Origin of the sequence: Streptomyces sp. rh34 (assembly GCF_002551245.1) — a bacterium.
Lineage (GTDB): Bacteria > Actinomycetota > Actinomycetes > Streptomycetales > Streptomycetaceae > Streptomyces.
Genome location: NZ_NTGZ01000220.1, coordinates 1 through 12,198, shown reverse-complemented (window position 1 = coordinate 12,198; position 12,198 = coordinate 1). Strand labels below are relative to the sequence as shown.

Here is a 12,198-nt window from a genome sequence, read left to right as displayed (position 1 = left end):
CCCGTGAACTCCCCCCACGTGCCCGCCCCCGTACGGCCGCTGTACCGCCGCCACCGGCTCCGCTCCGCCGCGCTGGCCGCCACGTTCGCGGCCCTGCTCCTCGGCGCGGCAGGCAAGGCTCCCGCGGCGCCCGCCCCGGCCGGGGCCCCGGCTGTCGCCGAATGCCCGCTGGCGCCGGCCGGAAAGGCGCGGTGCCCCACGGGACAGGGCGGGAACGGAACGCACTGAGTGCACGCGCCCGACCGTCGTCAGCCCGTCTTCGCGCCCCGCAGCAGCTCCTCGATCCGGGACAGCTCGTCCTCGGTGAACTCCAGGTTCCGGGCGGCCTCGACGCTGTTCTCCAGCTGGGCGACGCTGCTCGCGCCGACCACGGCGGAGGTGAGACGGCCGCCGCGCAGTACCCAGGCCAGGGCCAGCTGCGCGAGCGACTGGCCGCGCTCCTTCGCCAGCGCGTCCAGCGCGCGCAGCCGATCCACCAGATGCGGGGTGACGGCGTCGGGCGTCAGGAAGGGGCTCGCACCGGCGGCCCGGGAGCCGGCCGGGATGCCGTTCAGATAGCGGTCGGTGAGGATGCCCTGCTCCAGCGGCGAGTAGGCGATGGACCCGACGCCCAGCTCGTCGAGGAGGTCCGGCAGCCCGTCGTCCTCGATGCGGCGGTCGAGCATCGAGTAGCGGGGCTGGTGGATGAGGAGCGGAGTGCCGAGGTCCTTCAGGATCGCGGCGGCCTCACGGGTCTGCGCGGCGGAGTAGTTGGACAGGCCGGCGTAGAGGGCTTTGCCCTGCCGTACGGCGGTGTCGAGCGCGCCCATCGTCTCTTCGAGGGGGGTCTCGGGGTCGGGCCGGTGGGAGTAGAAGATGTCGACGTAACCGACGCCGAGGCGCTTCAGGCTCTGGTCGAGGGAGGAGCGCAGGTACTTGCGCGAGCCCCACTCCCCGTACGGTCCGTCCCACATGTGGTAGCCGGCCTTGGTGGAGATGACGATCTCGTCGCGCAGGTGGGCGAAGTCGGTCGCCAGGGCGCGGCCCAGGGTGAGTTCGGCGGAGCCGGGCGGCGGGCCGTAGTTGTTGGCCAGGTCGAAGTGGGTGATGCCGAGGTCGAAGGCACGACGCAGGATGCGGCCCTGTTCCTCGGGCGTCCTGTCGCCTCCGAAGTTGTGCCAGAGGCCGAGGGAGAGCGCGGGCAGCAGCAGACCGCTGCGGCCCGTGCGCCGGTAGGGCATGGCGGAGTAGCGGTCGGCGGACGGCAGGTACATACGGGGCTCCGCGGTAGGGGTACGGGGGTGGCGCGCCGGGACCGGCGCGCACCCGGTCCAGGCTTCCGCAGATGGATCCAGCAGTCCAACAGGAGATTCCGCTCGGATTCATCGCTTAGGTTGCTCAATCATGGAATTGCGTCAGCTGGAACACTTCGTCGCCGTGGCCGAGGAGCGGCACTTCACCCGCGCCGCCGCGCGCCTCGCCGTCTCGCAGTCCGGGCTCTCCGCCTCCGTACGGGCGCTGGAGCAGGAGCTGCGGACCCCGTTGTTCAGCCGTACCACGCGCAGGGTCCTGCTCACCGAGGCCGGGCGGGCGCTGCTGGTGGAGGCGGAGCGCACGCTGGCGGGCGCGCGGGCCGCGCGCGACGCGGTCGATGCCGTACGGGGGCTGCTGCGCGGGACGCTGACGATCGGGGTCGAGCAGTGCGTGGCGGGGGTGAGTCCGGCGCGGTTGCTGGCGGCGTTCCACCGGGAGCATCCGCAGATGGAGCTGAGGCTGCGGCAGGAGGGCACCAGCAGCCTGCTGGACGGGGTGACGGGCGGACGCCTCGACCTCGCGTTCGCCGCGACGGTCAGCCCGGCGGAGTGGCGCGGGCAGCTGGTGCCGCTGGCCCGGGAGCCGATGGTGCTGCTGTGCGCGGCGGGGCACGCGTTCGCCGGGCGGCCGGAGGTGGGGTGGGAGGAGCTGCCGGGGGCGTCGTTCATCGACTTCCATCCGGACTGGGGCCCCCGGCGGGCCGCCGACGAGGCGTTCGCGGCGGCGGGGGTGCGCCGGACGGTGGGTCTTGAGGTCAACGATGTGCACAGCCTGCTGGAGCTGGTGCAGGAGGGGCTGGGGATCGCGGTGGTGCCGCACCACTTCTCCCGCAAGCCGGAGGCGGCCCGGCTGGTCGCCGTGGAGCTGAGGGGCGCCCGCCGGCCGGTGTACGAGAGCGTGGTGGTGCTTCCGGCGGCGCGGAGTCTGAGCCCGGGGGCACGGGCGCTGATGCGGCTGGTGCGGGAGGACCCGGTGCGGGAGCCGGCCCGGGGCTGAGCCCCGGAACCTCACCGGCCCCGGGCGCTCGGCCCGTCCCCGTACGTCTCAGCGCCGTACGCCTCGGCCCCGTACGTCTCAGTCCTCGTGACCGAGTTGGAGATCGCGTTCGGTGCGGCCGCCACCCGCGACCTGGAGGACGGTGGCGACCGGCGGGTATCCGGCGGCGATCACGGTGTACTCGCCGGACGACAGGTCCACGAACCGGAACGATCCGTCGGGTCCGGTGGTGAGGGTGTCCACCACGTTGCCCGCCGCGTCCAGCAGGGTGACCCGGGCGTCCTCGACGGGGCGTCCGGCGGTGGCCCGGACGACGCCGCGCAGGACGGCCCCGCCCGCCAGCTCGATGTCCTGCCGGGTCTCCCGGGCGGCCTGCACGCTGACCGGGAGGGCGGCGGGGCGGAAGGCGGGGGCGCTGGCGGCGAGGGTGTACTCGCCGGCGACCAGTTCGCCGATGACATAGCCGCCCTCGTGACCGGTGCGGGTGGAGGCGACGACCTCGCCGCGTACGTCGGTCAGGGTGACGGCCGCGTCGCGGACGGGGGCCCCGTCGGGGGTGAGGACGGACCCGGCGAGGCGGCCGGCGCCGCCGAGCACCACGTCCAGCTCGACGGGGCGCTCGCCGACGGTGACGCTGACGGCCTGCGGCTGGTGTCCGCCCGCGGCGGCGATCAGGACGTAGGAGCCGGCGCCGGGGACGCTCAGCGCGTACCGCCCGTCCTCGCCGCTGGCCCCCCGCCCGATCTGCCGCCCCTGGACGTCGATGAGGGTGAGGGCGGCGCGGGGGACGGTGGTGCCGTCGGGGTGCTGGACGCTCCCGTGGACCGGGACCCCGGAGAGGTGGCCGGAGGCGGGCCGCCCGGAGTCGGCGCGGGCGGCGGGGATCGGGGAGGCCGTGATCTCGGCGGCGGCTTCGGGGCTGTGGTGGGACACCAGCGGTTTCTCCTTGAGGAAGAAGGCGAGGATCAGGCCGAGCACGAGCACCGGCACGAGGTAGAGGAAGATGCGCGGCATCGCGTCGACGTACGCCTGGATGTACGCGTCGCGCAGCGCTGGTTCCATCGCGTGGACGATCTGCGGGGTGATCGACTCGGGGTCGGGCAGCTCCGCGCCTGCGGGCAGGCGTACGCCGAGGGCGTCGGAGAGCCGCCCGGCGAACAGCGTGCCGAAGATCGCCGCGCCGACGCTGCCGCCGATCTGCCGGAAGTAGTTGTTGGCGCTGGTGGCGGTGCCGAGGTCCGAGGGGCGTACGGAGTTCTGCACGGCGAGCACGAGAACGGACATGACCAGTCCGATGCCGATGCCGAGGACGGCCTGGTAGAAGCTGTACGCCAGCGGGGAGGTGTCCGCCTCCAGCAGGGACAGCAGCCACATGCCGACCACCGAGACGGCGCTGCCGACGATCGGGTAGATCCGATAGCGGCCGGTGCGGGTGATGAGCTGGCCGGAGACGATGGACCCGCCGACGATGCCCATCATCATCGGGAGCATCAGCAGCCCGGATTCGGTGGCGCTGGCCCCGTCGACCATCTGGAGGTAGGTCGGGAGGTAGCTGGCGGCCCCGAAGAGCGCGATGCCGACGACCGCGCCGACCAGGCCGGTGACGTTGAAGACGGAGTCGCGGAACAGCCGCAGCGGAATGATCGGTTCTGCGGCCCGGTGTTCGGCGGCGACGAAGAGCACCGTCGTGGCGACCGCGCCCGCCGCGAGCCCCAGGATGGTGCGCGAGCTCCAGGCGTACTCGGTGCCGCCCCAACTGGTGACCAGCACCAGACAGGTGGAGGCGACGGCCAGGAGCACCGCGCCCAGGACGTCGAGCCGGGGCCGGACGGCGAGCCTGGGCAGTTTGAGGACGACGGCGATGACGGCCAGGGTGACCAGGCCGAAGGGGACGTTGATGTAGAAGCACCAGCGCCAGGAGGCGTGGTCGGTGAAGAACCCGCCGAGCAGGGGACCCGCGACCGAGGCGAGGCCGAAGACCGCGCCGATGAGCCCCATGTAGCGGCCGCGCTCCCGTGGCGGGACGATGTCCGCGATGATCGCCTGGACACCGATCATGAGGCCGCCGCCGCCGATGCCCTGGAGGGCGCGGAAGGCGATCAGCTCGTCCATGGTGCGCGACCAGCCGGCGAGGGCGGAGCCGATGATGAAGACCACGATGGCGAACTGGAAGACGCCCTTGCGGCCGAAGAGGTCGCCGAGCTTGCCGTAGAGCGGCAGGACGATGGTGGAGGCGAGGAGGTAGGCGGTGACCGCCCAGGACATCTTCTCCAGGCCGTGCAGCTCACCGACGATCTTCGGCAGGGCGGTGGCGACGATCATCTGGTCGAGCGCCGCGAGCAGCAGGGTGAGCATCAGCCCGAGGAAGACCATGCGGACCTTGCGGGGGCTGATCTCCGCCGCGTCCGGGCCGGATCCGGCCGGAGGGGGTGGCGGGGGCGGTGCGGCGGGGAGTTCGACCGTGGCCGCCGTGCCGTCCGGAGTCGTGCCGTCCGGTCCCGGGCCGTCCGGCTCGTCCTTCACCAGCGTGATACCACCCACCACGTAACGCTCCCCTCGTCGCACCTGCGCCGCCCATTTCTCGCATCGCGCGGCAAGGCGGGGCAAACGTGACGAGGGGCGTACGCGGCGCGCACGGAAGGCTTATGCGCCGGTGGGAGCCACTACGGCGCACAACCGGCCACCCCGGAAAACCACCCGTTCCGGTGAGGCCGACCGCGCTCGCGGAGGCCGGAACTCCGACCTCCGGTGCGGTGGAAGGGAATTACTTCTCGACCTCGGTGGCGAGGTTCTGGAGGAGCTCGTCGTAGATCCGGCCGAGGCCCTTGGGCGCGAAGGTCCGCTCGAAGAACCCTCCGATGCCGCCCGCGCCGTCCCAGACCGTGGTGACGACGGCCTTGGACTTTCCCTCACCGGCCGGGGTGACGGTCCAGGTGGTGACCATGGAGGAGTTGCGGTCCTTCTCGACGAGCTGCCCGTCGGTCGGCTCGCTGACCTCCACCAGGCAGTCGCGGACGCGCTTGCTGGTCGCCTGGAGCTTCCAGTGCACGAGGCTGCCCTCGCCGTCGCCGCCCTCCCGGACCTCGTACTCGCTGAAGTGCCCGGTCAGCACCTTGCCGCGGACGTCCTTGTAGTCGGCCAGCGCGTCGAACACGTCCTCTGCGTCCGCCGCGATGATCCGCTCCGTCGTGGCCTCGACCTGCGCCATGGCTGTTCCTCCAGCACTCGGTTGTTCGGTGGGTGGGCTGAGCCAACCACCTCGGGCACAGCCGCTCAAAATCGGTGCCGTCCGGGGTCAGGGGCGGCGGCCCCCGAGGACGCAGAACTCGTTGCCCTCCGGGTCGGTGAGCACGACCCAGCTCGCGTCGGATACAGCGGGGCTACCAGGGGCCACACGCTAGTCGTGGGCGCCACGGGCCCGCCGCGCACGATCAAGGGAACAAGTGTTCTATTCTGCGGGGAGTGCTACCGAGGAGGCGTCCATGCGCTGGGACAACTTGGTCGAGAAGAACTCGACGACCGGGAACAGCGCGCTCTTCGCCGCGGACGCGGTGACCACGCGCACGTTCGACACCCCGGAATTCCGGGGCATCACCTTCCACGAGATCCGGGCCCGTTCGATCCTGAACCGGGTGCCCGGTGCCTCGCGGATGCCGTTCGAATGGACGGTGAACCCGTACCGGGGCTGCACGCACGCCTGTGTGTACTGCTTCGCCCGCAAGACCCACAGCTATCTGGACCTGGACACCGGCATCGGCTTCGACTCCCAGATCGTCGTCAAGGTCAACGCCGCCGAGCTGCTCCAGCGGGAGCTGGCCTCCCGGCACTGGCGGGGCGAGCACGTCGCCATGGGCACGAACGTCGATTGCTACCAGAGGGCGGAGGGTCGGTACCGGCTCATGCCGGGCATCATCACCGCCCTGCGCGACCGGGCCAACCCCTTCTCGATCCTCACCAAGGGCACACTGGTCCTGCGGGACCTGGAGCTGCTGCGGCAGGCCGCGGAGGTCGCCGAGGTCGGTGTCTCGGTCTCCGTGGGTTTCATCGACCGGGAGCTGTGGCGGACGGTCGAACCGGGCACCCCCTCCCCCGAACGACGACTGGACGTGGTGCGCGCGCTCACCGACGCGGGGATCGGCTGTTCGGTCCTGATGGCCCCCGTCATCCCGTTCCTCGGCGACCGCCCGGAGCAACTGCGCGCCACCGTCGCCGCCATCGCGGACGCGGGGGCGGCCTCGGTGACCCCGCTGGTGCTGCATCTGCGCCCCGGCGCGCGCGAGTGGTACCTGCACTGGCTGGGGCAGCACCATCCACAGCTGGTGGAGCGCTACGAGCGGATGTACGCGGACGGGGCGTACGCGCCCACCTGGTACCAGCGCCGGATCACGCGTCAGGTGCACGAGCTGGCGGACGAGTTCGGGATCGGCCCGGCGCACCGGGGTGAGGCCCGGCGGATCGGCCCGGCTGCGGCTCCGGCCGCCGCGCCGGAGACGGGGCCCACCCAGCTGACCCTCCTGTGAGGTCCGTGGCGGAGTCCGGGCGGCCGCCGGCAGGGCCGATGGCGTGACCGTACGGGTCGACTCCGCGCGGAACAGGTCCTTCCGCTGAGGGATTCGGGGAGCATGCGGCGGGGACCGGTGATCCGGCGCCGCGTCCCGTCACCCCGGGAGGCCCCATGACGAAACGTGCAGGAATTCTGGTCGCCGTCGGTGCGACCGTCGCCGGTCTGCTGACCGCCGCGCCCGCGCCGGCCGCCGCCACCTCGGCGAGCAGGCCGCCCGCCCCGAAACCGAAGTGGACCGACTGCCCGACCGACAGCTACCCGACGCTCCAGTGCGCGAAGGTCCGCGCCCCGCTGGACCACCGCAGCCCGTCGGGCCGTCAGATCACGCTCGCCCTCTCGCGCGTCCCGCACACCGCGAAGACCTTCCAGGGCCCGCTGCTGGTCAACCCGGGCGGCCCCGGCGGCAGCGGCCTGTCGATGGCCGGGTTCGTGGCGTCCTCGCTGCCGAAGAAGGTCGCCGCGCAGTACGACGTGATCGGCTTCGACCCGCGCGGAGTCGGCAGGAGCACGCCCGCCCTGAACTGCCTGCCCGGGCACTTCGATCCGGTGCGCCCGGACTCGGTGCCGACGTCCTACCGGGCGGAGCGCGTCAACCGCGACCGGGCCGAGTCCTTCGCCCGGGCCTGCGGCGAGAAGCACGGCGACGTGCTGCCGTACATGGACACGGTCAGCGCCGCCAAGGACCTCGACGTGATCCGCCGGGCGCTGGGCTCCCGGCAGATCAACTACTTCGGCTACTCCTACGGCACCTACCTGGGCGCGGTCTACGCCAAGCTGTACCCGGAGCGCGTGCGCCGCCTGGTCCTCGACTCGGTCGTCGACCCGGACGACGTCTGGTACGAGGGCAACCTCGGCCAGAACCACGCCTTCGACGACCGGCACAAGGCCTTCGCCGCGTGGGTCGCGAAGAACGACTCCGTGTACGGCCTGGGCAGCGACCCGGCGGGCGTCGAGGCCGCCTGGTACCGGATGCGGGCGGACGTGGCGCGGGAGCCCGCGGGCGGCACGGTCGGCGCGAGCGAGCTGGAGGACGCCTTCATCCCCGGCGGGTACTACAACGGCTACTGGCCCTACCTCGCCGAGGCGTTCGCCGCGTACGTGAAGAACCGGGACGCCGAGGCGCTGGTCGAGGTGTACGAGAACTTCGGCGCGGTCGACGCGAGCGGCGACAACGGCTACTCGGTCTACACGGCCGTCCAGTGCCGCGACGCCGGCTGGCCCGAGCACTGGAGCACCTGGCGCAACGACAGCCGCCGGATCCACAAGAAGGCGCCGTTCATGACCTGGAACAACACCTGGTACAACGCGCCGTGCGCGAGCTGGCCGGTGGCACCGCTGGAGCCGGTCCGGGTGAACAACCGTCAGCTGCCCCCGGCGCTCATCCTCCAGGCCACGGACGACGCGGCGACCCCGTACGGCGGCGCGGTCAGCATGCACCGCAAGCTCAAGGGCTCCAGCCTCGTCGTGGAGGAGGGCGGCGGCAACCACGGCATCGCACTGAGCGGCAACGACTGTCTGGACGAGCACCTGGCGGCGTATCTGACCGACGGAACGGTCCCGCGCGGCCGGGGCGAGGCGGACGCGGTCTGCGCCGCCCTCCCGGACCCCAAGCCGCTGCCCGCCGAGAAGGCGGCGGCCCAGTCGGTGGACAACAGCAAGGGCAGCCGCCTGCACGGCATGCTCGGCTTCCGCCGCTGAGCGGGACGGACCGCCCGCCCACCCGGCGACAGCGGGCGCACGGGCGGTCCGTCGGAGATCGGGGGCGTACGCCACGTCAGGGAGCGGGGAGGTCCGCCCGCGGCGCGGGGCGGCGTCCGCCGCTCACTCCCCCGGCAGCCGCCTGAGCGCCTCCGCCGCGGCCGTGCCGAGGCGCGGGTGCGGCAGGGCCGCCGTGAGGACCGGGCGGGCCTGTTCGTCGGCGAGGCGGCCGAGGCCCTCGACGCAGGCCAGGGCGACGCGCCAGTGCGGTTCGCCGGGGGTCAGCAGGCGTTGGAGGGTGGCGACCAGGGCGGGGACCGACTCGGGGGCCCGCAGGTCGGTCAGCAGGCGCACCGGGTGCAGGGCGTAGGCGATGCGCAGGGTGTTGGTGGCGAGGGCGGCGGCCGCCCTCGGGGTGCGGGGGTCGTCCAGTCGGGCCAGGGCGTGGGCGGCGGAGACGCAGCGTTCGGGGTCGCGGTGGTTGAGCAGGAGCACCAGCGCCTCGAAGGCCCGCCGGTCGCCCGCGCAGCCGAGCCGGAAGGCGGCTATCTCGCGGGCCCACAGGGGGCGGTGCGGCTCCACGAGGACCCGGGCCAGCTCCTCGGGGTCCTCGACGGCGACGAGCCGGGCGTACTGCGGCGACCCGGCCGCCTCGGGCTCCAGCCGGTCCATGAGTGAACGGAACTCCTCATCCATGACGCTCAGCGTATCGACGGGCACGCTCCGTACGGGGCGGCATCGAGGAGTTCATGTGGCCCAGGGCACAAGGATCCAGGGGTGGCGCGCTCGTTACTCGCCGGTTAATCTCATCTGAGCGGGGCACACTCCCCGCAAGCTCCGGTGGCCTGGTGACGCAGCCATCCGGAGTGCCTGTCGGTTCGGCTTCTCCGTGCGACGCGACTCCGGGACAGAGTCCGTCACCCCCACGGCCGGGCGCGTTCCCCGCGCGCCGGCCCCGTGCTCCACGACACGCAGCTTCCGTACGGCCACGCGCCGCTCCCTCATCGCCGCGCGTTCCGTGCTCCCACAGCCGTCACTCACCCTGGAGTCCCCTGATGGACACCTCTCTCTCCACCATCGCCGTCGTCGGCCTCGGCACCATGGGCACCGGCATCGCCGAGGTCCTGGCCCTGGCGGGCCGCGAGGTCATCGGCATCGACATCAGCGAGGCGGCCGCCCTGGGGGCCGTCGCCTCCCTCGAAGCGTCCACCGCGCGGGCCGTGGGCCGTGGACGGATCACCGAGCAGGAGCGGACCGACGCCCTGGCCCGGTTCCGTACGTCCGACGACCTCGGTGCCGCCGCCGATGCCGAGCTGGTCATCGAGGTGGTGCCCGAGACGTACGAGATCAAGCAGCAGGTGTTCCGGGAGCTCGACGCGATCGTCTCCCCCACCGCGATCCTGGCCACCGGCACCAACGCCCTGTCGGTGACCCGCCTGGCCGCCGAGTCCCAGCACCCCGAGCGCGTCCTCGGCCTGCACTTCTTCAACCCGGCGCCCGCGATGAAGCTGGTCGAGGTGGTCTCCTCGGTGCTGACCGCGCCGCCCGCCGTCGAGGCCGTCACCGCACTGGCCCGGGAGCTGGGCAAGGAGCCCGTCGCGGTCGGCGACCGGCCCGGGTTCGTCGCGGACGGGCTGCTCTTCGGCTACCTCAACCAGGCAGCCGCCATGTACGAGGCGAACTACGCCTCACGCGAGGACATCGACGCCGCGATGAAGCTGGGCTGTGGGCTGCCGATGGGGCCCCTCGCCCTGCTGGACCTGATCGGCATCGACACCGCCCGCACCGTCCTGGAGGCCATGTACTCCGCGTCCCACGACCGGCTGCACGCCCCGGCTCCCGTCCTCGGCCAGCTCAGCGGCGCGGGGCTGACCGGCCGCAAGGCCGGACGCGGCTTCTACACGTACGACGCCCCGGGCGGCCAGACCGTGGTGCCCGACGCGCTGACCCCGGCGGCGGACGCCGTCTCCGGAGCGGGGCGCGAGGTGGCGTCCGTCGGCGTCGCGGGCTCCGGGACGATGGCCTCCGGGATCGCGGAGGTCTTCGCGAAGGCCGGGTTCGCCGTGGTGCTGGCCGCCAGGTCCCAGGAGAAGGCGGACGTCGCCAAGGGCCGGATCGCGAAGTCGCTGGAGCGTTCGGTGGCCAAGGGGCGGCTGACAGCGGAGGACCGGGACGGGACGCTGGCGCGGATCACGGCGGCCGGTTCGCTGGACGCCTTCGCCGAGGTCGACCTCGCTGTCGAGGCGGTCGCCGAGGACCTGGAGATCAAGCGGCAGCTGTTCGCCGCGCTGGACAAGGTCTGCCGGCCGGGTGCGGTGCTCGCCACCACCACCTCCTCGCTGCCGGTCGTCGCCATCGCCCGGGCGACCGCGCGCCCCGAGGACGTCATCGGCATGCACTTCTTCAACCCGGCGCCCGCGATGAAGCTGGTCGAGGTGGTCCGCACCGTCCTGACCGCCGACGACGTGCACGCCACGGTCCGCGCAGTGTGCGCGAAGATCCGTAAGCACCCGGTGGACTGCGGGGACCGGGCCGGGTTCATCGTGAACGCGCTGCTGTTCCCGTACCTCAACAACGCGATCAAGATGGTCGAGGAGCACTACGCCTCGCTGGACGACATCGACGCGGCGATGAAGCTGGGCGGCGGCTACCCGATGGGCCCGTTCGAACTGCTCGACGTGGTCGGCCTGGACGTCTCGCTGGCCATCGAGAAGGTGCTGCACGCGGAGTTCCGCGACCCGGGCCTGGCCCCCGCGCCTTTGCTGGAGCACCTGGTCGCCGCGGGGTGCCTCGGCCGCAAGACGGGGCGCGGCTTCCGCGAATATGCCCGTCGCTGACCCGGGAGCCGGGTGGGGCGGGCTGCTGGGACCCTCCGGCGGTCCGCCCCCGCAGGCGCGCTCTCCTGCACCGATGCGTTACGTTCATGCCATGTCCCAGCCCGCCAAGTCACCCCGTGCCACCGCCGCGACCGACGCCCCGGAGACCACCACCGCGGGGACGCGCGCCGCCGCCCAACGGCTCAAGATGCGCCGCGAACTGGCCGCCGCCGCGATGGAGCTCTTCGCGACGAAGGGCTACGAGGCGACCACCGTCGACGAGATCGCAGGCGCTGCGGGCGTCGCCCGGCGGACCTTTTTCCGCCACTTCCGCTCCAAGGAAGAGGCCATCTTCCCGGACCACGACGACACCCTCGTCAGGGCCGAGGCCGTCCTCAACGCCGCCCCCGCGCACGAGCACCCGCTCGACACCGTCTGCCGCGGCATCAAGGAAGTCATGAAGATGTACGCGGCCAAGCCCGCCGTCTCCGTGGCCCGCTACAAACTGACCCGTGAGGTGCCGACCCTCCGGGAGGCCGAGATCGCCTCGGTGGCCCGCTACGAGCGGCTGTTCACCCGCTATCTCCTGGGCCACTTCGACGAGCGCGACCACCATGTGGGCAACGACGACCCGCTGCTCGCGGAGGTCGCCGCGTCCGCCGTGGTCACCGCGCACAACCATGTGCTGCGCCGCTGGCTGCGGGCGGGCGGGCAGGGCGATGTGGAGGCGCAGCTCGACCGTGCCTTCGCCATTGTGCGCGACACCTTCGGCACGGGCATCGGAGCGGGCCGGGCACCCGGGGCCGAGCCCGAGCGCGCCCTGTCTCTTAT

The 12,198-nt window shown here is 72.6% G+C and carries 9 protein-coding genes and 1 pseudogene; 6 read left to right on the top strand and 4 right to left on the bottom strand.

The features are described 5' to 3' along the window. A pseudogene (locus CR470_RS29215) lies at positions 1–228 on the top strand (hypothetical protein); the annotation flags it as partial. 20 nt (positions 229–248) lie between these two features. Here the strand turns inward: CR470_RS29215 and CR470_RS29210 are convergent. Continuing rightward, positions 249–1,253, bottom strand: a complete 1,005-nt coding sequence (locus tag CR470_RS29210) for an aldo/keto reductase (RefSeq protein WP_097870500.1) — start codon at positions 1,251–1,253, stop codon at positions 249–251. A 130-nt stretch (positions 1,254–1,383) separates the two neighbouring features. Between CR470_RS29210 and CR470_RS29205 the strand changes: the two genes are divergently transcribed. Beyond that, on the top strand, positions 1,384–2,289 hold the full coding sequence (locus CR470_RS29205; RefSeq protein ID WP_097870499.1) for a LysR family transcriptional regulator: 906 nt from the start codon (positions 1,384–1,386) through the stop codon (positions 2,287–2,289). A 78-nt stretch (positions 2,290–2,367) separates the two neighbouring features. Here the strand turns inward: CR470_RS29205 and CR470_RS29200 are convergent, their stop codons facing one another. Both CR470_RS29200 and CR470_RS29195 read right to left on the bottom strand, forming a co-directional pair. Beyond that, on the bottom strand, positions 2,368–4,833 hold the full coding sequence (locus tag CR470_RS29200) for an MFS transporter (protein ID WP_097870498.1): 2,466 nt from the start codon (positions 4,831–4,833) through the stop codon (positions 2,368–2,370). 220 nt (positions 4,834–5,053) lie between these two features. Continuing rightward, on the bottom strand, positions 5,054–5,497 hold the full coding sequence (locus CR470_RS29195) for an SRPBCC family protein (protein ID WP_097870497.1): 444 nt from the start codon (positions 5,495–5,497) through the stop codon (positions 5,054–5,056). Between the two features lie 274 nt (positions 5,498–5,771). On the opposite strand from CR470_RS29195, the gene CR470_RS29190 reads away from it, so the two are divergent. Beyond that, positions 5,772–6,809 carry an Rv2578c family radical SAM protein gene (locus tag CR470_RS29190; protein ID WP_097870496.1) on the top strand — a complete coding sequence of 346 codons (1,038 nt, stop codon included), beginning with the start codon at positions 5,772–5,774 and terminating at the stop codon, positions 6,807–6,809. A 155-nt stretch (positions 6,810–6,964) separates the two neighbouring features. Continuing rightward, on the top strand, positions 6,965–8,551 hold the full coding sequence (locus CR470_RS29185; protein WP_097870495.1) for an alpha/beta hydrolase: 1,587 nt from the start codon (positions 6,965–6,967) through the stop codon (positions 8,549–8,551). 123 nt (positions 8,552–8,674) lie between these two features. Here CR470_RS29185 and CR470_RS29180 read toward each other — a convergent pair whose 3' ends face one another. Then, entirely contained in the window at positions 8,675–9,247 is a 573-nt protein-coding gene (locus tag CR470_RS29180; RefSeq protein WP_179892402.1) for an adenylosuccinate lyase, read from the bottom strand. Between the two features lie 359 nt (positions 9,248–9,606). Between CR470_RS29180 and CR470_RS29175 the strand changes: the two genes are divergently transcribed. Next, positions 9,607–11,388 (top strand): 3-hydroxyacyl-CoA dehydrogenase family protein, encoded by a 1,782-nt coding sequence (locus CR470_RS29175; RefSeq protein WP_097870493.1) that lies wholly within the window; start codon positions 9,607–9,609, stop codon positions 11,386–11,388. 91 nt (positions 11,389–11,479) lie between these two features. Then, positions 11,480–12,198 (top strand): TetR family transcriptional regulator (locus tag CR470_RS29170; protein ID WP_107489511.1); only part of this gene is annotated, 719 nt, incomplete at its 3' end.